Annotated in this window: 27 protein-coding genes and 2 pseudogenes; 14 read left to right on the top strand and 15 right to left on the bottom strand. The window is 71.5% G+C overall.

The annotated features are described in order from the left end of the window. Window positions 1-143 precede the first annotated feature (143 nt). Window positions 144-932, bottom strand: coding sequence for a pectate lyase (locus SSQG_RS03920; protein WP_003988404.1), 789 nt, complete (start codon window positions 930-932; stop codon window positions 144-146). A gap of 106 nt (window positions 933-1,038) precedes the next feature. After that, window positions 1,039-2,016 (bottom strand): pectate lyase family protein, encoded by a 978-nt coding sequence (locus SSQG_RS03915; RefSeq protein ID WP_003988403.1) that lies wholly within the window; start codon window positions 2,014-2,016, stop codon window positions 1,039-1,041. A 358-nt stretch (window positions 2,017-2,374) separates the two neighbouring features. Here SSQG_RS03915 and SSQG_RS03910 point away from each other — a divergent pair, with 358 nt between their 5' ends. Beyond that, a complete protein-coding gene (locus SSQG_RS03910; protein ID WP_039931898.1) occupies window positions 2,375-3,646 on the top strand; it encodes an extracellular catalytic domain type 1 short-chain-length polyhydroxyalkanoate depolymerase in 1,272 nt (423 codons plus the stop codon). A gap of 19 nt (window positions 3,647-3,665) precedes the next feature. Here SSQG_RS03910 and SSQG_RS03905 read toward each other — a convergent pair whose 3' ends face one another. Continuing rightward, window positions 3,666-4,745, bottom strand: coding sequence for an NADH:flavin oxidoreductase/NADH oxidase (locus SSQG_RS03905; protein ID WP_003988401.1), 1,080 nt, complete (start codon window positions 4,743-4,745; stop codon window positions 3,666-3,668). Window positions 4,746-4,902: 157 nt separating this feature from the next. Here SSQG_RS03905 and SSQG_RS03900 point away from each other — a divergent pair, with 157 nt between their 5' ends. Further along, window positions 4,903-5,250, top strand: a complete 348-nt coding sequence (locus tag SSQG_RS03900) for an ArsR/SmtB family transcription factor (RefSeq protein ID WP_003988400.1) — start codon at window positions 4,903-4,905, stop codon at window positions 5,248-5,250. Window positions 5,251-5,478: 228 nt separating this feature from the next. Here the strand turns inward: SSQG_RS03900 and SSQG_RS03895 are convergent, their stop codons facing one another. Continuing rightward, window positions 5,479-6,825 (bottom strand): FAD-dependent oxidoreductase, encoded by a 1,347-nt coding sequence (locus SSQG_RS03895; RefSeq protein WP_003988399.1) that lies wholly within the window; start codon window positions 6,823-6,825, stop codon window positions 5,479-5,481. 210 nt (window positions 6,826-7,035) lie between these two features. On the opposite strand from SSQG_RS03895, the gene SSQG_RS03890 reads away from it, so the two are divergent. Beyond that, the gene (locus tag SSQG_RS03890) at window positions 7,036-7,497 is read left to right on the top strand and encodes a DUF6214 family protein (protein ID WP_039931897.1); all 462 of its coding nucleotides are present in this window, start codon (window positions 7,036-7,038) and stop codon (window positions 7,495-7,497) included. Between the two features lie 33 nt (window positions 7,498-7,530). On the opposite strand, the gene SSQG_RS03885 is transcribed toward SSQG_RS03890, so the two are convergent. From SSQG_RS03885 to SSQG_RS03865, 5 genes and pseudogenes are all read right to left on the bottom strand, one after another. Continuing rightward, entirely contained in the window at window positions 7,531-8,214 is a 684-nt protein-coding gene (locus SSQG_RS03885; RefSeq protein WP_003988397.1) for a TetR/AcrR family transcriptional regulator, read from the bottom strand. A gap of 166 nt (window positions 8,215-8,380) precedes the next feature. Beyond that, a complete protein-coding gene (locus tag SSQG_RS03880) occupies window positions 8,381-9,070 on the bottom strand; it encodes an HAD family hydrolase (RefSeq protein ID WP_003988396.1) in 690 nt (229 codons plus the stop codon). A 10-nt stretch (window positions 9,071-9,080) separates the two neighbouring features. Continuing rightward, on the bottom strand, window positions 9,081-9,776 hold the full coding sequence (locus SSQG_RS03875) for a phosphatase PAP2 family protein (protein WP_003988395.1): 696 nt from the start codon (window positions 9,774-9,776) through the stop codon (window positions 9,081-9,083). Between the two features lie 151 nt (window positions 9,777-9,927). After that, window positions 9,928-10,864 (bottom strand): annotated as a pseudogene (locus SSQG_RS03870) (M56 family metallopeptidase). Between the two features lie 98 nt (window positions 10,865-10,962). After that, on the bottom strand, window positions 10,963-11,520 hold the full coding sequence (locus SSQG_RS03865; RefSeq protein ID WP_039931895.1) for a DUF5134 domain-containing protein: 558 nt from the start codon (window positions 11,518-11,520) through the stop codon (window positions 10,963-10,965). Window positions 11,521-11,670: 150 nt separating this feature from the next. Here SSQG_RS03865 and SSQG_RS03860 point away from each other — a divergent pair. After that, a pseudogene (locus SSQG_RS03860) lies at window positions 11,671-13,342 on the top strand (FUSC family protein). A 239-nt stretch (window positions 13,343-13,581) separates the two neighbouring features. After that, a complete protein-coding gene (locus tag SSQG_RS03855; RefSeq protein WP_052310434.1) occupies window positions 13,582-14,118 on the top strand; it encodes a MarR family winged helix-turn-helix transcriptional regulator in 537 nt (178 codons plus the stop codon). A gap of 43 nt (window positions 14,119-14,161) precedes the next feature. Here the strand turns inward: SSQG_RS03855 and SSQG_RS03850 are convergent, their stop codons facing one another. After that, window positions 14,162-14,923 (bottom strand): VOC family protein, encoded by a 762-nt coding sequence (locus tag SSQG_RS03850; RefSeq protein ID WP_003988390.1) that lies wholly within the window; start codon window positions 14,921-14,923, stop codon window positions 14,162-14,164. Window positions 14,924-15,102: 179 nt separating this feature from the next. On the opposite strand from SSQG_RS03850, the gene SSQG_RS03845 reads away from it, so the two are divergent. Beyond that, a complete protein-coding gene (locus SSQG_RS03845; RefSeq protein WP_003988389.1) occupies window positions 15,103-16,017 on the top strand; it encodes a hypothetical protein in 915 nt (304 codons plus the stop codon). 2 nt (window positions 16,018-16,019) lie between these two features. On the opposite strand, the gene SSQG_RS03840 is transcribed toward SSQG_RS03845, so the two are convergent. After that, entirely contained in the window at window positions 16,020-16,412 is a 393-nt protein-coding gene (locus SSQG_RS03840; protein ID WP_003988388.1) for a VOC family protein, read from the bottom strand. A 236-nt stretch (window positions 16,413-16,648) separates the two neighbouring features. On the opposite strand from SSQG_RS03840, the gene SSQG_RS03835 reads away from it, so the two are divergent. Beyond that, on the top strand, window positions 16,649-17,188 hold the full coding sequence (locus SSQG_RS03835; RefSeq protein ID WP_003988387.1) for a GNAT family N-acetyltransferase: 540 nt from the start codon (window positions 16,649-16,651) through the stop codon (window positions 17,186-17,188). 3 nt (window positions 17,189-17,191) lie between these two features. On the opposite strand, the gene SSQG_RS03830 is transcribed toward SSQG_RS03835, so the two are convergent. Then, window positions 17,192-17,875, bottom strand: a complete 684-nt coding sequence (locus SSQG_RS03830; protein ID WP_003988386.1) for a glycerophosphodiester phosphodiesterase — start codon at window positions 17,873-17,875, stop codon at window positions 17,192-17,194. 250 nt (window positions 17,876-18,125) lie between these two features. Here SSQG_RS03830 and SSQG_RS03825 point away from each other — a divergent pair, with 250 nt between their 5' ends. The 3 genes from SSQG_RS03825 to SSQG_RS03815 are packed head-to-tail and all read left to right on the top strand — an operon-like array spanning window position 18,126 to window position 21,390. Beyond that, window positions 18,126-19,523 carry a DUF6421 family protein gene (locus SSQG_RS03825; protein ID WP_003988385.1) on the top strand — a complete coding sequence of 466 codons (1,398 nt, stop codon included), beginning with the start codon at window positions 18,126-18,128 and terminating at the stop codon, window positions 19,521-19,523. A gap of 50 nt (window positions 19,524-19,573) precedes the next feature. After that, window positions 19,574-20,323 (top strand): SDR family NAD(P)-dependent oxidoreductase, encoded by a 750-nt coding sequence (locus SSQG_RS03820; RefSeq protein ID WP_039931893.1) that lies wholly within the window; start codon window positions 19,574-19,576, stop codon window positions 20,321-20,323. After that, window positions 20,320-21,390, top strand: a complete 1,071-nt coding sequence (locus SSQG_RS03815) for a threonine aldolase family protein (RefSeq protein ID WP_003988383.1) — start codon at window positions 20,320-20,322, stop codon at window positions 21,388-21,390. The genes SSQG_RS03820 and SSQG_RS03815 overlap by 4 nt, the downstream gene beginning before the upstream one ends. 16 nt (window positions 21,391-21,406) lie before the next feature. Here the strand turns inward: SSQG_RS03815 and SSQG_RS03810 are convergent, their stop codons facing one another. Further along, complete coding sequence (locus SSQG_RS03810) at window positions 21,407-22,771, bottom strand: hypothetical protein (RefSeq protein WP_003988382.1); 1,365 nt, start codon at window positions 22,769-22,771, stop codon at window positions 21,407-21,409. Window positions 22,772-22,940: 169 nt separating this feature from the next. On the opposite strand from SSQG_RS03810, the gene SSQG_RS03805 reads away from it, so the two are divergent. Beyond that, on the top strand, window positions 22,941-23,513 hold the full coding sequence (locus SSQG_RS03805; RefSeq protein ID WP_039931891.1) for a transglutaminase domain-containing protein: 573 nt from the start codon (window positions 22,941-22,943) through the stop codon (window positions 23,511-23,513). A 20-nt stretch (window positions 23,514-23,533) separates the two neighbouring features. On the opposite strand, the gene SSQG_RS03800 is transcribed toward SSQG_RS03805, so the two are convergent. After that, window positions 23,534-24,262 carry a lysophospholipid acyltransferase family protein gene (locus tag SSQG_RS03800; protein WP_003988380.1) on the bottom strand — a complete coding sequence of 243 codons (729 nt, stop codon included), beginning with the start codon at window positions 24,260-24,262 and terminating at the stop codon, window positions 23,534-23,536. Between the two features lie 188 nt (window positions 24,263-24,450). After that, window positions 24,451-24,867, bottom strand: coding sequence for a DUF4395 domain-containing protein (locus SSQG_RS03795; protein ID WP_003988379.1), 417 nt, complete (start codon window positions 24,865-24,867; stop codon window positions 24,451-24,453). A 77-nt stretch (window positions 24,868-24,944) separates the two neighbouring features. On the opposite strand from SSQG_RS03795, the gene SSQG_RS03790 reads away from it, so the two are divergent. From SSQG_RS03790 to SSQG_RS03780, 3 genes are all read left to right on the top strand, one after another. Beyond that, window positions 24,945-25,358 (top strand): thioredoxin family protein, encoded by a 414-nt coding sequence (locus SSQG_RS03790; protein ID WP_039931890.1) that lies wholly within the window; start codon window positions 24,945-24,947, stop codon window positions 25,356-25,358. Window positions 25,359-25,441: 83 nt separating this feature from the next. Further along, window positions 25,442-25,933 carry a flavin reductase family protein gene (locus SSQG_RS03785; RefSeq protein ID WP_039931889.1) on the top strand — a complete coding sequence of 164 codons (492 nt, stop codon included), beginning with the start codon at window positions 25,442-25,444 and terminating at the stop codon, window positions 25,931-25,933. Between the two features lie 219 nt (window positions 25,934-26,152). Continuing rightward, window positions 26,153-26,941, top strand: coding sequence for an electron transfer flavoprotein subunit beta/FixA family protein (locus SSQG_RS03780; protein WP_003988376.1), 789 nt, complete (start codon window positions 26,153-26,155; stop codon window positions 26,939-26,941). The last annotated feature ends 23 nt before the right edge of the window (window positions 26,942-26,964 follow it).

The raw sequence follows: 26,964 nt of genomic DNA, 5'->3' as shown, positions 1-26,964 counted from the left end.
TATCAGGGGGAGCTGACCCGGGACGTGGGCACGGGGGCCCGGGACATGGGCGCACGCCCCGCATGACGCCGACGGCCGTGCGAAACGCCCGCAGGGACGCTTCGCACGGCCGTCTTCACCGTGGGGGGAACGCCCTGAGGGGGCTACCGGTAGGTGATGTCCGAGGTGGAGTAGAGGCAGTTCTTGCTGTCGGGCCCGGATCCGACGGCGGTGTTGTTGTTGTACTTCTGGCAGGGCACGACCTTGCGGCCGGAGTCGTTGCGGATCGTGATGCCCCGCAGCGTCGCCACGTCGTCGCGGTTGACGTTGATGCCGACGATCCGCGCGGTGGAGCCCGTGCCGGTCACGTCGATGGAGTTGAGGTTGACCTTGCGGGTGTACTGCGTGGAGCAGTCGCCGCAGGAGCGGTAGAGCGTCTTGAACTCCTGCACCGCGAAGTTGGAGATGGTCAGGGTCCCGCCGCCGTTGTGCTGGAAGACCTTGTCCGCCGCCTTCTTCGCGCCGCCGCCGATCACCTGGTAGGTGGCGCCGTTGCCGCCGCGGAAGGTGGCGGCGTCCTCGCCGACGTCCTCCCACCAGACGTTCTGCAGCGTGCAGCTGCCCTCGCAGTGGATGCCGTCGGCCGCGGGGGCACCGAGGATGACGTTCTTCAGCACCGCGCCGTCCGCGAGCTTGAAGATCGGGTCCTGGCCTTCCTCCTGGCCGTCACCGGCCAGGTCTCCGGTGCCGTAGAACCGCTTCATCCCGTAGTCCTTGGTGCCGGACACGGAGATGGTGGAGGAGGTCCCCTGGCTGCCGTTGGGGGTCGGCCACGTGGCGGCGCTCGCGGCGGGCGCGTTGGTCGTCATGATCATGCCAACCGACAGGCCGAGCGTGGCCAGTGCGCCGGCCAGCGCGCGCCTGCGGGCGCGCGGACGTGTCGCAGAAGTCATGTCCCGATTCCTTCTGTGGTCTGAGCGGACGTGTCGTCTGAGCGGGATGTGTCACTGAGTGGATGTGTCACTGAGCGGATGCGGGGTGTCCCGGCGGGCGGGGGTGTCAGAGCCTTCCGGCGCCCGCGCCCGACGTCACCGAGGCGACGACGGACGAGGCCGGCTCCGCCGAGTAGCCGTAGGGCGGGCTGGTGAAGGTGCCGACCCGCGAGACCTCGGTCGCGGCTCCCCCGAGGTCGTTCCCACGCACGTTGGCGTATCCGTCGACGTCGCTGCTGCGGTTCGTGGTGACCGCGACCTTCGTCGAGCGGAAGACGTTGTTCTCGACCAGCATCTGGGCGCCCATGCGCGAGTGGCAGGCGGTCTCGGCGCCCTCGACGTAGTTGTTGTAGAAGTGCCCCGTGCCGAAGCGCAGGCTGGGGATGCGTGAGTACACGTCGGCGAAGTGGTTGTGGTGGTACGTCACCTTCAGGTGGCCCGTGTCCTGGCTCGCGTTGTTGTCGCTGTGGCCGACGAGCGAGCCCTTGAAGTGGTTCTTGAAGGTGTTCCAGGACACCGTGACGTTGTCCGCGCCGTGGTTGACGTCCAGCAGGCCGTCGTAGAAGTCCTTGTCGTGATCGCGGTCGGCCGAGAAGGAGTTGTGGTCGATCCAGACCTTGGTGGACGCCTCGACGGTGATGCCGTCGGCGGGCGCGACCGGCTTGCTGATGTTCAGGTTGCGCACGACGACGTTCGACACCTTCTTCAGCCGCAGCCCGCCGCCGGTGAAACCGGACGACGAACCCACGCCCAGGACGGTCGTGTTGGAGCCGACGTCGACCTGTCCGCTCAGCGAGATCAGGCCGCTGACCCGGACGACCTTGGCCGAGTTGCCGGTCACGGCCGACTTGAAGGCGCTCAGGGTGGAGACGGTGACCGCCGTGGCGTTGCCGCCGCCCGTCGTGCCCGCGCCGAATCCGACGGGTGAACTGTCGGCGGCCCCGGCCGGCTGGGGAACGGCCAGGACCGCCATCGTCGCCAGGGCGGATGCGGCGGCGACGACCAGAGTGGATCTCTGTACGCGAGTGCGTGGGGGAGTACGCATGTGGGGTGCGTCCCTTCGTGGTGCCTTCATGGAGCCAGGTGGTCATGTACTTGAATGACGTTCGCCATGTTGTTCACCGCGCATGCTATGTGCGACCCATCTGCGCTTCCGGGTCACACTGATGAACGGAACGTAAGGGGCAAGCGCTTTCTAGTCAACGCCTCGCGCAGTACACATTCGGACAGCCCTGGTCACGGCGGGGAAGGTGTGGGAGCGCTTCCATGAAGGCCATGCCCATGTCACGATGCTTTCCATCTGCTGGACGCCGCACCACGCCCCGAGAGCCGCTCCCCACGACGGAAGGGACACAGGCGTGTCTGCCACTGCCCACCCCACGGCGAGGAGACCACTGCGGTCGATGCTCCTCGCGCTCGTCGCCGCCCTGCTGCCGTTACTGGCGGCCACCGTGCTCACCGCGCCCGTGGCCGCCGCCCGGGAGAGGGCCGTACCCGCCGCGGCCCTCACCGAGGTCACGAACTTTGGCACGAACCCCAGCAATCTGCGGATGTACCTGTACGTGCCGCAGAGCGTCACCCCGAACCCGGCGGTCGTGGTCGCCGTGCACTGGTGCACCGGCTCGGGCCCGGACATGTACAACGGCACCGAGTACGACACGCTGGCCGACCGGTACGGGTTCATCGTGCTCTACCCGTCCGTCACCCGCAGCAGCAAGTGCTTCGACGTCTCCTCGCCCCAGGCGTTGCGACGCGGCGGCGGCAGCGATCCCGTCGGCATCAAGTCGATGATCGACTGGGTGACGCGCACCTACGACGCGGACACCGACCGGGTGTTCGCCACGGGCATCTCCTCCGGCGCGATGATGACGAACGTCCTGCTCGGCGACTACCCGGACGTGTTCGCGGCGGGAGCCGCCTTCTCCGGCGTGCCGTTCGCCTGCTTCGCCACCACCGACGGCTCCGAGTGGAACAGCGCCTGCTCGGGCGGCACAGTCACCCACACCCCGCAGCAGTGGGGCGACCTGGTCAGGAACGCGTATCCCGGCTACAGCGGCCCCCGCCCGCGGATGCAGACCTGGCACGGCACCCAGGACGACGTCCTGCGCTATCCCAACTTCGGGGAGCAGATCAAGCAGTGGACGAACGTCCAGGGGGTGAGCCAGACCCCGGCCGCGACCGACACCCCCCAGTCGGGCTGGACCCGCACCCGCTACGGCGGCACGGGTGACCAGGCCCCCGTGGAGGCCATCAGCCTCCAGGGCGTCGGCCACAACCTGTACGCCCAGGGCATGGCCTCCCGCGTGCTCACCTTCTTCGGCCTCGACAAGTCGGGCCCGGCTCCCCAGCCGCAGCCCGGCGCCTGCAAGGTGACGGCCGGGGTGAACGCCTGGAGCACCGGCCTGACCGCCTCCGTCACCATCACCAACACCGGCACGACGACGGTCGACGGCTGGAAGCTCGGCTTCACCCTGCCCTCGGGGCAGACGGTCACGGGCGGCTGGGGTGCCACCTATGCGCCGTCGTCCGGGGCGGTCATCGCGACCAACGTCTCGTACAACGGCACCATCGCGCCCGGTGCGAGCGTGAGCATCGGCTACCAGGCCAGTCACGGCGGCAACAGCGCCGCTCCCGCCGCGTTCACCCTCAACGGGACGGCGTGCGCGGCCGGTTGACGTACTCCCGGGTGCCGGCTCAGACCGACCGGTGGTACTGGTCCGGCACCCGTACCTCACCGCCGAGCTCGCGCGCCGCGAGCCGGGCCCACGAGGGGTTGCGCAGCAGCTCGCGGCCCAGCAGGACCGCGTCCGCCTCGCCGTTGGCCAGGATCTTCTCGGCCTGCTCGACCTCGGTGATCAGCCCCACCGCGGCGACCGGCAGCGTCGTCTCCCGCTTCACCCGGGCGGCGAAAGGCACCTGGTAGCCGGGGCCGGTCGGGATGCGGACGCCGGAGGCGTTGCCACCGGTCGAGACGTCCAGCAGGTCGACACCGTGGGCCTTCAGGTCGGCGGCGAAGCGGACGGTGTCGTCCGCGCTCCAGCCGTCCTCCTCCAGCCAGTCGGTCGCCGAGATGCGGAAGAACAGCGGCTTGTCCTGCGGCCACACCTGACGCACGGCGTCGACGACCTCGAGCGCGAAGCGGGTGCGGTTCTCGTAGGAGCCGCCGTAGGCGTCGGTGCGGTGGTTGGAGTGCGGGGAGAGGAACTCGTTGATCAGGTAGCCGTGGGCACCGTGGATCTCGGCGATCTCGAAACCGGCGGCGAGCGCGCGGCGGGCCGCGGCGGCGAACTGCCCCACCACGTCCCTGATCTGGTCGGTGGTCAGCTCGGCCGGGGCCGGGTGACGGTCGTCGAACGCGATCGGGCTCGGCGCCACGGAGTCCCAGCCGTGCGCGTCCGGGCCGATCGGGGCGCCGCCCTTCCAGGGGCGGTCCGTCGACGCCTTGCGGCCGGCGTGGGCCAGCTGGATCGCCGGCACCGTGCCCTGCGAGGCGAGGAAGCGGGTGATCCGGCGGAAGGCCTCGACCTGCGTGTCGTTCCAGATGCCGAGGTCGTACGGCGAGATGCGGCCCTCCGGCGACACCGCGGTGGCCTCCACGATGATCAGGCCCGTGCCGCCGGCCGCGCGGGCGGCGTAGTGCGCGAAGTGCCAGTCGGCGGGGGCGCCGGTCTCCGGGCCCTTGGGTGCCGCCGAGTACTGGCACATCGGGGGCATCCACACGCGGTTGGGGATCGTCACATCGCGCAGGGTCCAGGGCTCGAAGAGCGCGGTCACGGCGGACTCCGTTCGTCACGGGGAAGCTGGCAGCTCGTACGATAGGCATCGTAGTACGGTGGATGTCAAACTACGAGGGTTCTCGTACTATGGGGTCCCCGGAAGGAATATCGGGGTCCCGTGAAGAGACGGGGTTCCTCGAAGGAGTGGAGTTGCCGTGACCTCGCCCGCCGTCAGCAGCCGTGACCTCCCGCATCCCGGGTGTGACGAGATCCGGCTGGAGGGTGTGCTGCACGCGCTCTCCGACCCGATGCGGTTGCGGATCGTGCGGGAGCTTGCCGCCGTGAGCGGGGAGTTGTCCTGTTCGGACTTCGAGCTGCCGGTCACCAAGTCGACCACGACGCACCATTTCCGGGTACTGCGGGAGAGCGGGGTGATCCGGCAGGTCTACCGGGGGACGGCCAAGATGAACGGGCTGCGGCGGGACGATCTGGACGGACTCTTCCCCGGGTTGCTGGATGCTCTGCTCGATGCGGCGGGGCGGCAGGCAGCCGGTGGTGGGTGAGGGTTCGTGGCGTGAGCAGGGCCGCATGCCGCATGCCCCTTGCTCGTTGACCGCGGCCCCTGCCACAGGCGGTCAGCCGATGCCGCACCTCTGATGTCACGTCAAGTGGGACTGGGCGCTCGTTCGTCACCGGGGCCGAGTTCGTCGTCGACGGCGGGCTCACCGCGCGCTGACGTGTCGGTACTTCGCGGCGCGGACGAACCTCATGGCGGCGCGGAGCCCGCGAACCTACTGAAGGACGTTGTGGTGCGCGGCGTTCAGCAGGGACTGCCAGTCGGCGAGCTTCACCACACCTCTGCCGAGCGATGCGCCCAGTTCCGCCTCCGCCCGCTCGATCGACTGCCAGCCCAGCCACTCGACGGGGTCGGTGCCCGCCGCGCGCAAGGCCGTGAGGGAATCCTGAGGGACGTCCTTGAGGGCGAGTGACGGAGCGTCCTCCAGGACGGACGTCGCCGTCTCCTTCGCGCAGGGGCGGTTCGTGCCGATGACTCCCGTCGGCCCGCGCTTGATCCAGCCGGCCACGTACTGGCCAGGGGTGACGATTCCCTCGCGCAGGACACGCCCGGCCAGGTTCGGCACCGTGCCGGTGGTGGTGTCGAACGGCAGACCCTCCAGCGGCACTCCGCGGTAGCCCACCGAGCGCAGCACCAACTGCGCCTCGATGTCCTCGTAGCGGCCCGTGCCCGTCACGCCGCCCCGCCCGTCCGGTGCGGTCCGTTCGAAGCGGACCGCGCCCACATGGTCCCCGTCGGCGAGCAGAGCGACCGGACGGAGGAAGAAGCGCAGCCTGATACGGCGCGGGGCGCCTCCCGGCGGTGCCCCGGCCCAGCCGCGCAGCGCTTCCACGTTCCGGCGCTGCGGGGCCGGCAGCGCGGACGGGTCGGTGTACCCGGGGTCCGGTGCCACCTCAGCCGGATCGACGGTGACGTCCGTCTTTGGGAGGGTGCCCAGCTCGCGCAGTTCCTTCGTGGTGAAGCGGGCCTGCGAGGGTCCGCGCCGGCCCACCATGTGGATCTCGGTCACCCGGCTCGCCGCCAGCGCGGTCAGGGCCGCCTGCGGCATGTCGGTCGGGCTCAGCTCGGCGAGGCCGCGCGCCAGCATCCGGGTGACGTCCACGGCGACGTTCCCCACGCCGATCACCACGGCCGACCGGGCGTCCCGCAGGAACCTGTCGTCCACGGCGTCCGGGTGGGCGCTGTACCAGGCGACGAACTGGGTCGCCGACCAGCTTCCGGGCAGGTCCTCCCCGGGGATGCCCAGGCGCCGGTCCGTGGCGGCACCCACGCAGTACACCACCGCGTGGTAGATCTCCCGCAGCCGGGCGACCGGCACCCCGCCGGGGCCGGCCTGGACGCCCCCGAGGAACCGGATCCGGTCGTGCTCCAGGATCGCGCGCAGATTGTTCTGCAGGGACTTGATCTTCTCGTGGTCCGGAGCCACGCCGTAGCGGACCAGACCGTACGGGCACGGCAGCCGGTCCAGGACGTCCACGCGCACCTGGGAGTCCAGCTGGACGAGGCTCTGGGCGGTGTAGCACCCGCTCGGCCCGGAGCCTACGACGGCGACTCGCAGCACGGCACAACTCCTTACCCGAGGGATCCCGGCGGATCTCAGGAGGGCGCTGACGCCTCCAGCATCGCACCGGTGGGGCTCCGCTGACAGGGTGCTGTGCTCCGCTCGGGGCGCGTGTCCGATCTGTAGGGAAGGTGATCATTCGGTTACGTTTCGTGTGTGCTGGAAGCATCCTTTCTTAATCTTTCTGATCGCTCTCCGGCGGACGGAGCGGTGTCCGTGCGGCCCGCCTGGGAAGTGCGGGAGAACCAGGACGCCACGCGGTGGTTCGACGTCCGGCTGGCCTTCGCGGACGGCGCCTGTGTCGACGCGCTGGCCGTCGTGACCGGGGGAGGGGTCGGCGTCGAGGAGGTACGCGCCGAACCCGCGCTGTCCCTCGACGATTTGGCGGTGCTGGCCGACTGGATCGAGGCGCCGCTGGCCGAGGCTTGCGGCGCCGCCGCCGACACGGTCGGTAGCCGTGGTGGTCAGGGGCGTCGCGCGCGGCAGGACTGGCCGCGCGGCGCTGAGGGGCGGTGGCTGGTGGCGCAGGAGTACCGCGCGGCCCAGCAAAACGGCGCCGACCCGGTCCTCGCCGTGATGTGCGCGACCGGGCACAGCCGCCGCACGTCGCTCCGGCTGATCGGCCAGGCCCGGGACGCGGGCCTGCTGTCCCCACGCCGCGCCCGGCGCTGAGCCGGCTGCCGTGAGGGGCAGGCCCCCCGACCGCTAGGCCTGGACCTCCGGTTCGCGTCCCTGTGCGCTGCCCGTCGCGAAGAACCGGGACAGATCCGCGTCGCCCGTCCCGCCGGGCACCGTCGCCTCCGGCGGGACGCCCATCTCCCAGTCGAGCCGGTAGCGCTTGAACAGCTCGGCCCGCAGTACGGGCACCGGCATCGGCACCCCCGGCACCAGGACCGCGTACACCGCGCCCATCAGCAGGGCGCGCAGCATCGGGTAGTCGCTGTCGACGTCCCGCGAACCGCGCCGGGCGACGGTGTCCCGCAGCAGTTCGGCCAGTCGGCGCTGTTCCGGGCAGGGCATGAAACCCTCGGCCTGCAGCAGCCCGGCCATGTGCTGGCGCATCAGCACCGGCCGGTCCCTGGCCAGGCCCAGGATCGCGTCGATGGCCCGGGCCATCCGCTCCCGGCCGTCCTCGGTGCGCGGCTCGCGCTCCAGCGCCTCCTCCAGCGTGCGGTGCATCAGCCGGTGCACGGCGGACTGCACCAGCTGGCGCTTGCCCGGGAAGTAGTACGAGACCAGACCACGCGCCGAGCCCGCCCGGTCCGCGATGTCGCCGAGGGTCGTGGCCTCGAACCCGTGCTCGCCGACCAGCTCGACCGCCGCCTGCAGAAGCCGCTCCTTCGAACGTCTCCGCAACTCTTCGTTGACCGAGGCGCTGCGCGGGGACATGCTGTAACTCCTGCGTTGACTGGCTGCCAGCCAACTATACTCGGATACGTCCGGCCGGGACCGTGCGGTCCAGGGCGGTGATGCCGTCTGCCTCGGGCGACGCGGGGGATCGTCCGAGGCGGGCGAGCAGACGACCAGGTGGTGGCCTCGGGCTACTTGTTGGCCCTCAGCCCACCAGTTCCAGAACCGGAAGCAGCCCATCCGGCCGGTCGGTCACGGGCAGGTGGTCCACGAAGTGCACCCCGCATCCCAGAGCGGTGGCGCCGCCGTCGGCCCTGCGGTCGTCGCCGACCATGAGCGTCCGGCGCGGATCGGCGCCGAGCGCCTCGCAGGCGGTGGCGAACAACCGCGGATCGGGCTTCTGGATGCCGTGCTCGTACGACAGGACGTACGCGTCGACGTAGGGATCCAGGCCGTGCTCGCGGAAGACCGGGCGCAGGTCCCAGCCGATGTTGCTGACCACCGCGACGGGGATGCCCCGCTTCCGCAGGGTGCGGAGCACCTCCACGGCGTCCGGATAGGGGGCCCACGCCGCGGGGCTCATGTGGCGGTCGTAGAGCGCTTCGTGCAACGCCGGGTCGGGCAGCGTCACTTGGCGGGACAGACCGGTGTAGGCCGCCCGGTGCAGTGCGGCACTCCGGTCGCGGATCACCCAGGCCTCGGCGAGTTCCTCCGGCACGCGCGCCGGATCACCACCGCCCGGCAGCGCCCCGACCGCCTCCAGCGCCCGCGCCGCCGCGGTGAACTCCGCCTCGGCGAGCCGGAGTCCGGCGTCCGTGAGGGTGCCGCGCAGCCAGGAGTCGGTGGACTCGACACGGAAGAGGGTTCCCGAGAAGTCGAACAGCACAGCCGTCATGGGGGCGATCCTATGAGGCCGCCGCGCCCGGCGAGGTCCGCGGCAGCCGGCGCTCGTACGTCCACACGGCCAGGGCCACCACCAGCGCGCCCAGCAGCCAGCCGCCCACCACGTCCGACGGCCAGTGGACTCCCAGCCAGATGCGGGTCAGCCCGACGCCGACCACGGAGACGACGGCCACGGCCAGGGCCGTGCGCCACACCGCACGGCCGACGCCGTGACGGTGCAGCAGCCACAGCAGCAGGCCGCACACGACGGTGGCGGTCATGGCGTGCCCCGACGGGTAGGCCGAGTAGTGGGCCGAGTCGACGGGGTCGGGCCACACCGGGCGGGGGCGGTCCACCAGCGCCTTGATGCCCTGCTGCAGCAGCGTGCCCAGCGTGACGGCCAGCGCCAGCCACACCGCCGTCCAGCGGGCCGCGAGCCGCACCACCAGCCACACCACGACGACCGCCGTCAGCAGACGCATCGTCCACGGGTCCCACACCCAGTCGGTCAGGATGCGGCACGTCCGGGTGAGGGCGGGCTCCTCGACCGCCCAGTCGTGGGTGGTGGCGGCGATGTCTCCGTCCGCGCTCATCAGCGGGCTCCATCTGACCGCCACGAGGCTCAGCAGCAGAACCGAGCACAGGGCCAGGACACCGGCCGAACCGGCGGCGGTGCGGTGCTGGGGGCGGGGCGGGGACTCGACGGACTGGGTGTGCATGATGCGATCCTCGCCGAACCGGGGGGTCCGGATCCAGTACGGTGACGATCTTCCGGCCCGGAAGGGCGGCCTTCGGCCACGCCGCGCCTGCGGCTTCGGCCACGCCCCCGCTCCGGACGTGGACCACCGGGTACCCGCGATCCGGGCCTGGTCAACCCAACGCGCGCAGTCCCGGCACGAAGGCCACCAGCACCGGCACCACGGGCACCAGCGCGGCCGCAGCCGTCAGCCGCAGACGCCGTGCGGCGGGCAGCCGGTCCGGGGGAGTCAGCAACCGGTGCACCCGGGCCGGTACATGGGCCTGCGGTGTCGGGCAGGGGCCGAACGCGCCGCGGTGCTCGTTGAGTTCGACCAGGGCCAGGGCGGTGGTCAGACGGCCGAAGCGGCGGGACGCCGTGTCGTCGGCGGCGAGTTCGACCAGGCGGTGCATCTCGTCGCGGAAACGCGGCGAACACCGGCACCTGCGGAAAGCCGCCCGCCAGGGCGGAGGAACAGTTCAGCAGCCAGTCGTGGCGGGCCCGTGCGTGTCCCTGCTCGTGGGCCAGCACGGCGTCCAGCTTCCGGCCCTTCAGGCGGCCCAACGCGGCCGTGGTGACGACCAGTTGGGGCGGAGTGCCGGGCAGCCACCACGCGTCGGGACGCTCGCTCTCCAGCACGACGAGCCGACCGGACACGGCCACCTCGCCCGGCAGCAGCGGGGCCCGGACCAGCAGGTCCGCCCGCCGGCGGCGGCGCCGGGCGCGGGTCAGCCCGACCTCGCGGACCAGCATCGCCACGCTCCACAGCCCGCCGCAGGCCAGCGCGACCGCGGTGGTCGCCGCCCAGGGGCCCGCCGTACCGAGGGCGTAGGCCTCGACGACCCGGCCGGGCGCCGTCGCGAAGACGTGCCCGCCGACGGCGTGCCAGGCCGCCGCCGCGCTGAGCGTCATCGACAGCGCACAGCACACGATCACGGCCGCCACCACGCACTGCCACACCCACAGCGCCACCACCGGCTCACGATCGGGCCAGTCCGCCCGGGCGAGCAGCCGGGGAGCGACCACAGCGGTCAGGGCGCCGAGCAGCAACAGTGCCGCGGGGAGCATCATGAAGGGCAGCTTATGAGTGCGGCACCGCCCACGGGTACGACTTGCGCCGCCCAAGTGACGCAGGCAACGGAGTCCGCATGCCGTGCCGCCCCCCCTGATCACAGCGTCAGCAGCATCGCCACCATCGCGATCCCCATGGACAGCCGGCAGGCCCGCGCCAGCTCCGGCCGGTCGCCCCAGCCGCCGGACCCGCCCCGGGCCCCGCTCCCGGCCACGGCGGCCACCGGCACCAGCCGGACCCCGGTCAGCAGCACGTATCCGGCGAAGTAGAGCAGCAGCGCCCCCGTCAGGAGCGGGATCCCCGATCCGCCCCGACCGTGCAGGTGCGCGGGGGAGCCGGCCATGACGACGGACATGTAGACCATGGCCGCGGCCCCCACCAGGTGGTGCAGGTGGTGCGCACCGGCCCGCGCGGCCCACAGCGCGCGCACCGCGGCCGCGCCGAACACGGCCGCGTAGAGGGGCCAGGCCCACGAAGGCGGGGTGTAGACGGCCGCCGGCACGGCCATCGCGGCCATTCCGAAACCCATCAGCGCCTCGCCGCCCGCGGCGCTGCGCTGCTCCCCGGCGCCACTGCGCATCCGCAGCAGGCAGTAGGCGCCGGCCGCCGCGCACAGCGCCACCAGCAGCCAGCCGGACGAAGCCGGTCCGTGCACGGGCACCTCCCCGCTCGACAGTCGGTCATTCGATGCCCGGGCCATGTGGCGCGCACGCGAGCGCAAGGGTGTACACGGGGAGCATTCGACGGAGCACCCCAGATGAGAGACTGTGTTTTACCGGTAAAACACCTGCTAACCTTGTCAGCTATGAGCAGTGCGACCCCTGTCCCGCCCCCCACGCCCGCCCGGCGTCTTCCGCTGGCGGGCGTGCTGCGCGTCGGCCGTCCCTCGGAGATCTGGTTCAAGCCCGCGCTGAGCGTGGTCGCGGCGATCGCCCCGCCCAACCTCACCCTGCTGGCGCTCGGCCGGCTCGACCTCGCGATGTACACGATGGCCGGGTCCCTGTGCGCGCTGTACGCCCACAACCGTCCGTACGCCGCCCGGGCCGGGACCCTGGTGCGGGTCGTGCTCGGCATGCTCGGCGGCCTCGCCGTCGCCCTGGTCGCGGCGTCGCTCACCGGCAGCGCCGTGGTGCTGGTCACCGTCGGCGCGCTGCTGGCCGCCGCGCAGAAGGTGCTGTGCGACGCCACCCGGATCGGCCCGCCGGGCAACGTCGTCCTGACGTTCGTCAGCTCCGCCTCCCTGTTCGCGCCGCAGACCCTCGGCCAGGTCCCGGGCCATCTGGCCCTCGCCGCCGCGACGGGGGCCTGGGCCTGGCTGGTCTGCATGGCGCCCGCGCTCGTCCGCCCGCACGGCCCGGAGCGCCGCGCCACCGCCCACGCCCTGAAGGCAGCCGCCGCGTACGCCGACACGGGCGGTGCGGGCGAGGGGCACGCCCGGGCCCGGGCCGCGGGCTACGCCGCCGTGCACGCGGCCTGGCAGTCGCTGCTCGCCACCGACGCCCGCTCCCGGACCCGGCGCGGCCTGGAACGGCTCGTGGTCCGGGCCGAGGTCGCGCTCGCCGCGCCGGCGGAGGCCGACGCCGGCCGGCTTCGCGCCTGGGCACACTCCCTGCGCGGCACCGGGCCCGTCCCGCGGGGCCGGTCTGCCCCGGGCGGCCGCCGACGAACTCCTCGGTGTGGATGCGGCCAGGTCCCTCTGGAGGCGGCTGGGCCCCTTGACCCCCCTCGCCGTGCGTACCGCGCTTCGGCTGCGCGCTCGCCGGCTACGCCCTCCCTCGCGCTCGGCATCGGACGCCCCTACTGGGCCCTGGTCACCGCCGCCTCGCTCTACCAGGCCAACATCGCCCTGTACCTGGAGCCGTGCCGTGCAGCGCGTCGTGGGCAACGTCGTCGGGGTGCTCGTCTTCGCGGCCGCCGTGCCGCTCGCGCACCTGGGCCGGACGGCCCTCGTGCTGTGCTGCCTCGCCTTCAGCTTCGGAGCGGAGCTGCTGATCAGCCGCAACTACTGGCTCGGCAGTGTCTGCGTGACCCCGATGGCCCTGCTCATCACCGAGTTCGCCGGACAGCAGAAGCCGGGCGAGCTGGTGACGGAGCGGGTCGTGGACACTGTGGTCGGCGCCGTCGTCGGCTTCGTCGCCGCCGTGGCCGTCACCAACCGCCGCGCGGGCGACCGGGTCGAACACGCCCTGACCACCGCCGACCAGGCCCGTGAGCGGGCCGCCCGTCTCCTGGCCGAGCCGGACGCCGATGCGGCCGCCCTGGACACCGCCCGCCGCGGTCTCGCCGTCGCCCTGATCGACCTGCGAGCCACGGCCGACGCCGCGGCCGGCGAATGGTGGCAGCCCGCCCTGCCCGAGGAGCGGGTCGTGCTCACCGAACAGTCCGGACACCGTACGCTCGCCGCGACGGTACGACGCCAGGGGCTGCTCCCGGACCGGGGCGCGGGCGCCGAGAAGACGGAGGACGTACGGCCATGACGGCGACGGAGGGACCACCGCCCACGGGGGGAGCACCGGGGGCCGGCCTGGATCCGGTGGCCGGGACCGGACGGGGGCCCGGCTCGCGGTCCTCGGCCGAAGGCGACCCGGTGACGGACGGCCGGGCGGCCGGCGGGGAGGCTTCGGCCGGCGGGGACCCGGCCAAAAGCGCGGCCGTGGTCGGCGAGGACCGGGACGGCGGGGCCTTCGCTGCGGGTGACGATCAGGCCGGAGAGCCCCTGACGGGCGGGAACGGCCTGGACGGCGTCCGGCGGGGTGACACCGTCGCCGCTGTCGTCGGGCAGTGGCAGGCCGTTCACCCCGGGCTCGACACCGGGCCGATGGAGATCATCGGGCGGATCAACCGATGCGCGGCCCTGCTTCAGCAGGCCGAGGACGCGCCACTGCGCAGGGCCGGTCTCAGCCGCCCCGAGTTCGATCTGCTCGGGGCACTGCGCCGTACCGGGCACGAACTGACGCCGGGGGAGCTGGCCCGGGAGACCTTCTCCTCCGGGGCCGCCGTCACCAAGCGGGTGAAACAGCTGACCGAACGCGGTCTGGTCGAACGCCGTGGCGACAGCCGCGACCGCCGAGTCGCCCACCTCCGCCTCACGGACACCGGGCGCGACCTCGTCGACGCCATCCTGCCCGCCCAGCTCGCCTACGAGGCCGCCGCCCTGTCCGGCATGGACGCCCCCGACCAGGGCGAACTCGCCGCCCTGCTGGGGGCGTTGCTGGGCCAGCTGGAGGGGCGCCTGGGCGGGCTGCGGACCTGAGCCGGGCCGCGTCACTCCTCAGTCCCCGCGGGCACGGAGGCGATCAGTCCTCCTCGCCCGCCCGGTACACGCCGAACACCGCCCCCTGCGGATCCCGCAGCACCGCGACACGCGGCCCGTCGGGCACGGACGTGGGCAGCATCAGGACATCGCCGAACTCCTGGACGACGGCGGTCGTGGCGTCCACGTCCGCCACGGCGAAGTACGGCAGCCAGTGCGCCGGCACCTCGGGCGGGAACTTGTCGTCCATCGTCACCATGCCGCCGAAGTCCGCGCCCCCGACGCCCCACCGGGGGTAGCGCTCCGACGGGCCGACGGTCCAGCCGAACACGCGCGTGTAGAAGGCCACGGCCTGTTCCGGGTCCCGGGTGTACAGCTCGACCCAGCCCAGCGAACCGGGCGCGTTGAACAGCCCCGCGCCCGGGAACGTCCCCGCCTGCCACAGCTGGAACACCGCACCGGTCGGATCCGAGGCCACCGCGAAACGGCCCACGTCGAACACGTCCACGGGGCCGAACAGCACCGTCCCGCCCGCCTCGGTCACCGCGCGAACGGTGGCGTCCGCGTCCGTCACCGCGAACGACACGTTCCACGTGACGGGCTGCGACGGCTGGTACAGCGGTGCGAGGGCGGCGACGGCCGCGTCTTCGAGGTGCGCGACGGTGTAGCCGCCCTCCTCCTGACGCGGATCCGTCTCGGCCCGCCAGCCGAACAGCCTCGTGTAGAACCGCTGGGCCGCTGCCATGTCCGTGGTCCCCAGCTCGGTCCAGCAGGGCCCGCCGGGCACCGGTGCGTCGAGCTTCATGGCGTTCCTTCCGCAGGGACAGCCCCGGGCATGAGCTACCCCAGCACGCTAAGCCGCGGCCCGTTGCCTCTGCCATCCGGGGAAACCCACTGGTGTGCCGCTCGGGCCCCGTCGTACGCTCGGCCCGTACCGCACCGAGTGGCGGCCACCGGCTCCTTCACCCTGCCCGGAGGTTTCCCATGCCCGCTCTCGAGGTGCGGCCGTTCCGCCGAGTCGACCGCGACCAGCTCACCGACCTGGTCAACCTGCACGTGGCGGCCGTCGTCCCCGGCGTCTCCGTGTCCGTGAACACCGTCCTCAGCGACCTGGAGCGGCAGCCCGGCGAGTTCATCACCGACCCGTGGGTGGCCGAGCGGACGACGCTCGTCGCGGAGCAGCGCGATCACGTCGTCGCCGCGGCGCACCTGCTGCGCTACCGAGCCGGCGCCGAGGTCGGCGAGGCCTACCGGGACGCCGCCGCGATCGACTGGTTCGTGTGCCGTCCGGCGGCGTCCTTCTGCCCGGACGCCGACGGGGCCGCCGACCTGCTGATGCGGGCGTGCCTGGCGCGGTTCGCCCGCTGGAACGTCCGCGTGAGGTACGCCGACGGCGCGCTGCCCGCCCCCCTCGTCTACGGCCTGCCCCGCAACTGGCCGCACATCCGGTCCGTCTACCGACGCGCGGGCTTCCGGCACGTCGGGGACACCGAGGTCGTCCTGATCGCCCGGGTGGCGGACCTTCCGGAGCGGGAGCCCATGCCGGGCGTGACGGTCGAGCGCACGCTCGGGGAGTGCGGCACCCGCTTCACGGCCCGCGCCGACGGGCACGCCCTCGGCTTCGTGGAGATCGACACGACCCTGGCCCGGCCGGAACGCCACGCCCGCGCCGCGGGCCTGGCCGACATCGGCAATCTGCACATCGACCCCGGCCGGTACGGCACCGGACTGGAGCACTGGCTGCTCGCCCGGGCCGCCGACTGGCTCCGCCTGTGCGGCGTCGACCGGCTCGCCGCCTACGCGTCCGCGGCCGACGGCGCCGAGCTCGACCTCCTGACGGCGGCGGGCTTCCACGAACTGACCCGCACCGACCGGGGCTGGGAGCACCGCCCGGGGTGACCTCAGATGCCCGGCCGGTAGCGCATCGGGTGGTCCGCCGGGACCTCCACCAGCACGACCGGCGTCCCGTCCGGATCCGCGATCCACATCTCGACCAGGCCCCACGGCTCCTTCACCGGGGGCCGTACGATCTCGACCCCCTTCGCCTTCAGCTCGTCCCGCGCCGCCATCACGTCGTCGACCTGGAGCCACAGCCGCGTGGCCGGCGCCGGGGGTGTCTCGGACCGTCCCGAGACCTCCAGGAAGCCGCCGCCGAGGAAGTAGACCGTGCCGCGCTCCGGTCCCGTGCCGAACTCCCGGTAGACGGCGAGGCCGAGCTGGTCGCCGTAGAAGGCCCGGGACCGCTCGGGGTCGGTGGGGCGGAGCAGGATCCGGCTGCTGAGTACATGCACCATGCAGCGGAGCCTAGTGCCGCGGCAGGCAACGTTTGCCCGTCAAGGAGCGGCGTCCGGTGCGTGCTCTCGGCGTGCCGGCCGGAAGTCCTCGTACTGGACGTACTTGGGCTTTCGGCCGGTGCGGCGAGAGTGCGTACCGGGCGTCGCGACGGGGCGAACGTTGCCTGTCGGGGCACTAGTGGTGGCGCTACTCTCGTCCCTGCCCGAGCCGCGCCAGGAAACGGAGACATACGCCCATGGACACCGCCGCCACCGGACTGACCTTCCGCGACGCCGCCGACGCCGACGTGGACGAGCTGGTCGTGCTGATCGAGTCGGCGTACCGGGGGGACGCCAGCCGGGCCGGGTGGACCACCGAGGCGGACATCCTCCAGGGGCAGCGGACCGACCCGGAGGGCGTGCTGGCCGTCATCAAGTCGCCCGAGAGCAGGCTGGTGACCGTGGAGCAGGAGGGGCGGATCGTCGCGTGCTGCCAGCTCGAGCACCGGGGTGATCACGCCTACTTCGGGATGTTCGCGGTCAGCCCGCGGCTCCAGGGCGCGGGTCTCGGCAAGGTGATCATCGCGGAGGCGGAGCGGCAGGCCCGCGAGACGTGGGGCGTGACGGAGATGCACATGACCGTGATCTCCGTACGCGACGACCTCATCGCCTGGTACGAGCGGCGCGGCTACCGCCGCACGGGACGGATGACCCCGTTCCCGTACGGCGACGACCGCTTCGGGATCCCGCAGCGCGACGACCTGAGGTTCGAGCTGCTGGTCAAGGAGCTCGTCTAACCGCTAGGCCGTGAAACGGCCCGTGCGCTTGATGTCCGGGTGGTCGGTGGTGGCGCCGTCCAGTCCGAAGGCCCGGACGAGACGCAGATGGTCCTGCGTGTTCACCACCCAGCCGATGATCCTCAGGTCGGCCTTGCGGGCGCGCTCCACGATCTCCAGGGTGAGCCGGCGGATGTTCAGGCAGACGGTCTCGGCGCCGACCGCGACCGCGCGGTCCACGATGTCGGTGCCGTAGCGACTGGCGATCAGCGCCGTGCGCACACCCGGCACCAGCGGCTTGATCTCGGCGATCGCCTCGTCGTGGAACGAGGAGACCTCCACCCGGTCGGCCAGCCCGCGCCGGTTCATGACCTCGGCCAGGGCCCGCGCCGCCTGCGCGTCCTTGATCTCGGCCTGCAGCGGCGCCTGAACAGCCTCGAGGACCTCCTCGAAGACCGGCACCCGCTCGCCCCGCCCCGCGTCCAGGGCCCGCAGCTCCGCGAGGGTCTTCTCGGCGATCGGCCCGGTGCCGTCGGTCGTGCGGTCCACCTCCGTGTCGTGCATGACGACGAGCGCGCCGTCCTTGCTCAGGTGCAGATCGAGTTCGATGGCGTCGAGGCCGGCCTCCTGGGCGGCGACGAAGGACCGGAGGGTGTTCTCGGGCTCCACGCCCATGACTCCGCGGTGACCGATGGTGAGGAAGTTCAAGACGCGACTCTCTTCCGTCGACAGGCGGCATTGGGGGCCTTGCGGCCCACCTGGACCGTATCGCCTGCGCCCGCACTGTGCAGAGGGTGAGGGCATGGTCGCCACGCATTCGGGCACAAGCATGACCGACAGTAAAAAATGCGGTGAAGGTCAGGGTGAGGCAGGATAATTTCCTGAGGTTGCCCTTGCTGGGAGGAACCTCGTGTGTATACCGTCTGGGCACGCGAGATTCTCCCGTGGAAGGTGGGACATGACGGAAATTCTTGTGCAGGTGGGTTCGGAGGACCAGGTTCCTCCCGTGGCCAGGGTGGTGGAGCACCCGGCATGGCCCGTGCTCAAGGATGCCGTGGAGCGGATCAGGCCATGGCAGTCCAAGGACGGGTCGATCGACTTCGACGCCGAGGACGCGCCCGCCCCCGCGGACGCCGAGCTCGCCGTCCGCCAGGCCGCCGACGCGGTCCTGGAGCTCTCCCCGCTGCTCCCGCACGACCGCGCCTATCACGAGGCCCTGGTCAAGGACCTCGGACGCTGGGCCGACAGCGGCTTCCAGGTGCCCGACTTCCTCGACTCGCTGCTGGCCTTCCAGCCCGCCGCGCACCGCGCGGACGGCCTCCAGCACCTGGTCGTCTTCCCGATGTACACGCAGAACGGCAACCCGGACCGCAACCTGGAAGCGGTCGTGCTGCGCATGGTCTGGCCCGAGTGGCTGGCCGAACTGGAGCGCACCCGCTACGACAACCCGCTGTTCTGCGGCATCAAGTTCGAGGACTTCACGGCCGGCTACGACACCAACTCGGCCGTCCTCTTCCCCGAGACCATCGCCGTCCGCGAGGCCCCCGCGCGGTTCAGCTGGGGCGGCATCTTCTGCGACCGCGAGGCCGCGCGCTTCCGCCGTGTGACCGACGCCGCCGTCGACATCCTCGGCCTGGAGCTGCCCGAGGACGTCGCCGCCATGGTCCACGACCAGAAGCGCTGCGAGGAGGCGTTCGTGCTGTGGGACATGGTCCACGATCGCACCCACAGCCACGGCGACCTGCCCTTCGACCCGTTCATGATCAAGCAGCGCCAGCCGTTCTGGATGTACGGCCTGGAGGAGCTGCGCTGCGACCTCACCGCCTTCAAGGAGGCCGTGAAGCTCTCCGCCGACGGCGTCCCGCAGGCCCGTGACGTGCAGGTCGCGGTCCTCTTCGACCGCATGTTCCGCTTCCCGGTCACCGGTGAGCGCGTGCGCAACTACGACGGCCTCGGCGGCCAGCTGCTCTTCGCCTACCTGCACAAGCACGACGTCGTCCGCTGGACCGACAACAAGCTGACCATCGACTGGGAGCGCGCGCCGCAGGTCACCAACCAGCTGTGCGGCGAGATCGAGCAGCTGTACCGCGACGGCATCGACCGCCCCAAGCTCGTCCACTGGTTCGCCGGCTACGAGTTCGTCTCGACCTACCTCGCCCCGCACCCCGGCTCCAAGTGGGCCAAGGGCCCCGACGCCCTGGACGTGACACAGCCGCCCCGGAAACTCGTCGATGACGTGCTTCCGGACGAGTTTCCGCTGAGCATGTTCTATGAGGCACTGTCCAAGAAGCTGAAGAACGTGATCGCCTCGACCAAGGGCATCACGGCGGACGGCGCCGAGCGGATCGCCGCATGAGCGGCGGAGTCTTCCGCACAACCGGGACCACTGCTCAGGAGGCGAAGAAGATGGCGGGGAACGGAGCTCTCAGCGGTGCGGTGATCGCGGTGGCCGGTGCGGGCGGGCCCGCCGGCCGGGCGGCGCTGCTGCGGCTGGCCGAGGCGGGGGCGACCGTCGCCGCCGCCGACAACGATCCCGAGCGGCTCGCGGAGGCCGTCGACGCGGCCCGGTACGCCTCGGGCGGGGCGACCGTCACCGGCGAACCGGTCGATCTGCTCGACCTCCAGTCGACCCGTGACTGGGCCGCCCATATCGAGAAGGAGTTCGGCCGCGTCGACGGCCTGGTCCATCTCGTCGGCGGCTGGCGCGGCAGCGAGACCTTCATCAAGACGAGCCTCGACGACTGGGACTTCCTGGAGCTGCTGCTGATCCGCACCGTGCAGCACACCTCGCTGGCCTTCTACGAGGGACTCCAGCGCAGCGACCGCGGCCGGTACGTGCTGATCAGCGCCGCCGGCGCCTCGAAGCCGACCGCCGGTAACGCCTCGTACGCCGCCGCCAAGGCCGCCGCCGAGGCCTGGACGCTCGCGCTGGCGGACGCCTTCCGCAAGGCCGGGGGCGCCGAGGGCCCGACCTCGGCGGCTGCCATCCTGGTCGTGAAGGCACTGGTGCACGACGCCATGCGCGCCGATCGACCCAACGCGAAGTTCGCGGGCTTCACCGACGTCAAGGACCTGGCCGAGGCCATCACCGGGGTCTGGGAGAAGTCCGCCGCCGAAGTGAACGGAAACCGTCTGTGGCTCACCGAGAAGCCGTGAACCCGCCGAAGACCGACGCCCGTCGCCATCACGACCCCGAAGTCCGTGGCTTCGCCAGCGACAACTACGCCGGCGCCCACCCGGAGGTGCTCGCCGCCCTGGCCCTGGCCAACGGCGGGCACCAGGTCGCGTACGGGGAGGACGAGTACACCGACCACCTCCAGGGCCTCGTCCGCAGCCACTTCGGCCCCACGGCCGAGGCGTTCCCGGTGTTCAACGGCACCGGCGCCAACGTCGTCGCCCTCCAGGCGGTCACCGACCGCTGGGGCGCGGTGATCTGCGCCGAGAGCGCGCACATCAACGTCGATGAGTGCGGCGCGCCCGAGCGGGTCGGCGGTCTGAAACTGCTCACCGTGCCCACCCCCGACGGCAAGCTCACGCCCGAGCTGATCGACCGGCAGGCGTACGGCTGGGACGACGAGCACCGGGCCATGCCCCAGGTCGTCTCCCTCGCCCAGGCCACCGAACTCGGCACGCTCTACACACCGGACGAGATACGCACCCTGTGCGAACACGCGCACGCACACGGCATGAAGGTGCACCTCGACGGCTCCCGGCTGGCCAACGCCGCCGCCACCCTGAACGTCCCGATGCGCACGCTCACCAACGCGGCCGGCGTCGACATCCTCTCCCTGGGCGGCACCAAGAACGGCGCCCTGTTCGGCGAGGCGGTCGTGGTGATCGACCAGGACGCCGTCAGCCACATGAAGCACCTGCGCAAGCTGTCCATGCAGCTCGCCTCCAAGATGCGCTTCGTGTCGGTGCAGCTGGAGGCGCTGCTCGCCCGCGACCTGTGGTTGCGCAACGCCCGGCACGCCAACGAGATGGCCCAGCGGCTCGCCGAGGGAGTGCGGGCCGTGCACGGGGTGGAGATCCTCTACCCCGTGCAGGCCAACGCGGTCTTCGCCCGCCTGCCGCACGACGTGAGCGAGCGCCTCCAGAAGCGGTTCCGCTTCTACTTCTGGGACGAGGCGGCGGGCGACGTCCGCTGGATGTGCGCCTTCGACACGACCGAGGAGGACGTGGACGCCTTCGTGGCGGCCCTCAAGGAGGAGATGGCCCGCTGAGCGGCGTCCGCGCCGCTCACCGGTTGACGACGATCTCCGTCCTGTTGTTGCGCAGGTTCGGGTCGAACTCCCTGATGGACAGCTCCGGATCGTCGTCGATGGTCTCGACGGTGGTGCGCGCCCCGCGCACCACCCGGTCGATCCGCAACGGGATCCCGAAGCTGTACGACGCCTTGTCGTGCAGGTGGATCGGCGTCTTGCAGAAGATGGTGGTGCCGGTGTCCTCCGGCTGCCTCCAGCACTCCTCTTCCGGCAGGTCGAGGACCGTCGTGCCCTCGGGCGCCCGGAACCTCACCGTGGCCACGGCCGCTCCGGCGCCCAGCGACGCCACCCAGGCCGGACCGCGGTTGAGCACGGTCACGCGGGCGGTGACGGTGTCACCGGCGGCCCCGCTCACCCTGCCGCCGGTGAGCTTCAGGTCGGCGGTGTTCCTGGCGCCGATAATGACGCTCCGGTCGTTGTCCTGCGGGTCGAGGTCCGGGTCGGCGACAGCGGCCGCGGCCACGGGGCGCAGGTCCAGCTCGGCGCCCGCTCCCCGGGTCCACGTCCAGTCGCCGCGGGCCTCCTCCAGTGCCTCGTCCGAATACGGCTGGACGGAGTGGTCGAACCGTTCGTACAGCGCCTTCCGCCCGACATCGAGCCCGGTGCTCAGCGCGTACCGCTGTCCCGGCGCCACCGGCTCGTCCAGCACGCAGAGGGCGGACGTACCGATGTCGTGCTCCCGGTACTCGCAGTTCGCGTGCCGCTCCCTGAAGCGCAGCCCGTACGAGGCGTAGAACGTCACCAGGGTGCGTTCCGCGGTGCGGTTGCCGCTGTTCGACAGCGTCGCCCGCACGGCGGTCCGCGTGCCCGGCCGCAGTCCCCGCTGGTCCTCGGCCTGGCTGAGCCCGAGATCCGGCCCGTTGGCCACGCCGACCCGGGTCTCTGCCGGGTGGGACGTCAGCCCTCCGGCGACGGCCGAATAGCGCACGTACCCCGAGGCGCTGACGTCCGCTCCCGGCAGCGCGCGCAGCTCGAACCCGGCGGCCGGCACGCTCTCCGTCCCGGCGGGCATCTCCGGGACGTCGCAGACCGCCCTGACCTCCGACTCCGGCAGGCAGTTCGCGGGCCACGACACCCGGGCGAACGAGGCGATCTCACTCACGTCGACGGTCAGTCGCCCGGCCGGCACCCGGCCCTCGGCGACATCGCGGCTGACCCGCACGTCCAAGCCGCGCGCACGTCCGTCGCCGTCCCCGTCCGCGCCGGGCAGCACCGTCTCGTACGGCGCGGAGATCCACAGCTCGTGCTGCATGGCGTTCGCGGGTCCGGCCCCGACTCCGGTGGCCGCCAGGGCACAGCAGACGAGCGCGGTACCGAGCAGGCGGTGTGGGTTCATCATCTTTCCCCCCTTGTCACAGATCTGCGCAGGGCGAGACCCGGGGCGGGGAGGAAGGGTTGTGGGCGGGGCCGGGGGTTGCGGTGGTGTTCGGCCGTTCTTCCATGTATAGCTATGCGATCGACGGTAAATTCATTGACGATGGTTGATCGTCTCTCTACGCTCTGCCTGTATGCAGCTGATCCAGGAAACCCCTGACCTGTCCGCCTACTTGGCCGCTGACGAGGCGATCGACCATCACCATGCACTCGTGCGGGAAACGGCCGCCAGGCTCGCCGAAGGAGTGGCGGACTCGTATGAGTATGCGCGGGCGGCGTTCGAGTATGTGCGTGACACCATCCCGCACTCGCAGGACTCCGGCGATCTCCGCGTCACCTGGCGTGCCTCCGACGTCCTGGAGCAGCGCACGGGCATCTGCTACGCCAAGGCCCACGCGCTGGCGGCGCTGCTGCGCGCCGAGGACATTCCGACCGCGTTGTGCTACCAGAAGCTGGAGGTGGTGCACGGGTTGGTAGCGGTGCGGTTCAACGGCGCCTGGCACCGGCAGGACCCCCGGGGCAACAAGCCGGGCGTGGACGCGCAGTTCTCCCTGGACGGCGAGCGGCTCGCCTTCACACCCGATCCGGCATCGGGCGAGTCGGACTCCTCACGTCTTCACGCCGCACCGCACCCGGCCGTGCTCGACGTGCTCAAAGCGGCCCGCGACCGGCCTCAGCTGTGGCGGACGCTCCCCACGGAGCTCTGAGGCGCGACGGCCCTCGGGGGTCAGTGCGCCTCGGCCGCCTTCACCTGCTCCGGCGTCGGTGCCGTGCCGCCGAGGTGGGCCGGCATCCACCAGGTGTCCTCCGGGCCCCTCGGGCGTACGGGGTAGGCGCGCTGGGCGGCCTCGAGGAGTTCCTGGACGCGCTCGCGCAGTTGGCGGGTGATGGCGCCCGCGTACTTGTCGCGGGAGGCTTCGATCGCCTCGCCGACGCGGATCGTGATGGGGATGTGGCTGCGCTTGAAGTTGCGGGGGTGGCCCTTGGTCCACAGCCGCTGCGTGCCCCACACCGCCATCGGGATCAGAGGGACGCCGGCCTCCTGCGCCATGCGCGCGGCGCCCGACTTGAAGCTCTTCAGCGTGAACGACTGCGAGATCGTCGCTTCCGGGAAGACCCCGACGATCTCGCCCGACCGCAGCGAGTCCAGGGCGTGCGCGTAGGCCGTCTCGCCCTGCTTGCGGTCCACGGGGATGTGCTTCATACCCCGCATCAGCGGGCCGGAGATCCGGTGCCGGAAGACGGACTCCTTCGCCATGAAACGTACGAGACGTTTCTGGGGCAGTGCCGCCAGGCCGTCGAAGACGAAGTCCAGGTAGCTGATGTGATTGCTCACCAGCACGGCGCCGCCCGAGCGCGGGATGTTCTCCGAACCCTGACAGTCGATCTTGAGGTCCCACACCTTGAACAGAGTGCGGGCGAAGCCGACGACGGGACGGTAGACGAGCTCTGCCATGGGCGGGTCGGACCCTTCCTGCTCTGCCTGGGGAGGGATTCCCAGCGAAGAAGTTACGCAGCCGTAGGTTTACGGCTTGTCGCAGATCGTGCCCGAAGAACGGCCGGGTAGCCAGTCCTCGTGCCCGCGCGTGAGGAGATTCTCGTCACGTCATCCCCCTGACCCCACCTCGGACTTTTACGGCCCCATTACTCGGCGCGTACCGCCACCCGCCGCACGAGCAGGTACAACTCGCATCCCAGGCAATACCCGAACGCCGCGTTCAGGAAGGCGGCCGCGAGGGCGGCGCCCGTCGCCGCGAGCCCCAGCCAGTCCGGCCCCAGCGTGAGGCCGACGAGTCCGAGTCCGGCGAAAAGCAGGCCAACCGCCTGGGCGAAACGGGGCGGTTCGGGCGACTCGAACTCGGTCGGCGGCCCGAGCCGTGGCCGCACGGCCTTGCCGAACAGGTAGCCGTACGGCGACCGGGTCACCCCGCCCGCGGCGCCCAGCAGGAACGCCAGTGTCTGCCAGGCCAGCAGCCACGCGCTGCCGGTGACCAGAACGGCCGCCAGGACGACGGTCGTCACGGCGGCACCGAATCGTGGCCCTCTTGCGTCGATGTCCATAGAACCAAGCATTCCGCATCGCGGCCCCCTCGTGCGGGCGGGAATCTTTGCGGTCTCGTGAACGCTTGCACCCGGTGATGACCGGACTGGTGGTGTGTGTGGTGGTGCTCGCGGCGGCGAGCGCCTACGGAGTGCTGCAACGGCGGCGGAGCGGGAGAGTGCGGGTGCGCGGGCGGGACGACGGCAAGCGGCTCGAAGCGGCGGAGCTGGGCGCGGAACTCGGCGAACGGGCCACGCTCGTGCAGTTCTCCAGTGCGTTCTGCGCGCCCTGCCGGGCGACCCGGCGCGTGCTCGGCGAGGTCGCCGGCATGGTTCCCGGCGTGGCTCACGTCGAGATCGACGCCGAGGCCCACCTGGACCTCGTGCGCCGGCTGGACATCCTCAAGACCCCGACGGTGCTGGTGCTCGACGCCGACGGCCGGGTGGTGCGGCGGGCCACCGGACAGCCCCGCAAGGCCGACGTGATCGCCGCGCTGGGGGAGGCGGTGTGAGCGAGGCGACGCGGTCGGTGAGTCATCTCCCACATCACGGAACGAACTTGACTGCGCGTACCATTTATCGTCAGCCTGACCCCATGCCTTCGGACCTTCTCACCGCGACCGACCTTCTGCGCTCGGTCTTCCGGCGGCATGCGGCGGGAGTCGCCGTGATCACCGCGCGGGATGACGCGGGTCCGGTGGGCTTCACCGCGACGTCCCTCAGCTCCGTCTCCGCCGAGCCGCCTCTGCTGTCCTTCGGGGTCGGCACCGGCTCCTCCAGCTGGCCCGCGATCGCCGCCGCCGACCACGTCGGCATCCATGTCCTCGGGGAGCACCAGCAGGAGCTGGCCGCCACCTTCGCCCGCAGCGGCGCCGACCGCTTCGCGGCGCCCACCCAGTGGCGCGAGGGGCCCGAAGGCGTCCCCGTGCTCGACGGCGTGATCGCCTGGCTGGTGGGCCGAGTCGTCACGCGGGTGCCCGCCGGGGACCATCGGATCGTGATCGCGGAGGTCGTGCACGGAGACCCCACGGGCAGCGGCCGGCCGCTCCTCTACCACCAGGGACGTTTCCGTCGCCTGGGTGACTGAGCCGGGCGCCCCTCGAGCTGCGGGACCGTCGAGTTCCGGTTACGCTGCGTTGCGAAGGTCACAGTTCAAAGCGCTTGCTTAGCGGGAATGAACTAGGTGTACTGACGAGTAATATTTCGCTCGGAGCGTGGGTCGCCCCGACCGGGATCGGCCGCTTGAGGCACCTATGCTGCCTGCAAGTAGGCAGCCTAGAAATGACGATGCAGTAGGAGAGCCGGCGTGAGCTTGAGGATCGTTGTCACTGTGAAGTACGTGCCCGACGCCACTGGCGACCGGCACTTCGCCGATGACCTGACCGTCGACCGGGACGACGTGGACGGTCTGCTCTCCGAGCTCGACGAGTACGCGGTCGAGCAGGCGCTGCAGATCTCCGAGAACTCCGACGACGACGTGGAGATCACCGTTCTGACGGTGGGCCCGGAGGACGCCAAGGACGCCCTGCGCAAGGCGCTGTCCATGGGCGCGGACAAGGCGATCCACGTCGAGGACGACGACATCCACGGCACCGACGCCATCGGCACCTCCCTGATCCTGGCCAAGGCGATCGAGAAGGCCGGCTACGACCTGGTCGTCTCCGGCATGGCCTCCACCGACGGCACCATGGGCGTGGTCCCGGCGCTGCTCGCCGAGCGTCTGGGCGTGCCGCAGGTGACGCTGCTGTCGGAGGTGTCGGTCGAGGACGGCACGGTCAAGGGCCGCCGCGACGGCGACGCCGCCTCGGAGAACCTGGAGGCGTCCCTGCCGGCGGTCGTGTCGGTGACCGACCAGTCGGGCGAGGCGCGTTACCCGTCCTTCAAGGGCATCATGGCGGCCAAGAAGAAGCCGGTCGAGTCCTGGGACCTGTCCGACCTGGACCTGGAGGCCGAGGAGGTCGGCCTGGAGGGCGCCTACACCACGGTCGACAACGCGGCCGAGCGCCCGGCCCGTACCGCGGGCACGATCGTCAAGGACGAGGGCGAGGGCGGCAAGCAGCTCGCTGAGTTCCTCGCGGGCCAGAAGTTCATCTGATCCCGCAGTCGCTGACCGTCCCT

This window comes from Streptomyces viridochromogenes DSM 40736, assembly GCF_000158955.1.
In the GTDB taxonomy this organism is placed as follows: domain Bacteria; phylum Actinomycetota; class Actinomycetes; order Streptomycetales; family Streptomycetaceae; genus Streptomyces; species Streptomyces venetus.
This window is presented reverse-complemented; position numbering and strand designations above follow the sequence as displayed.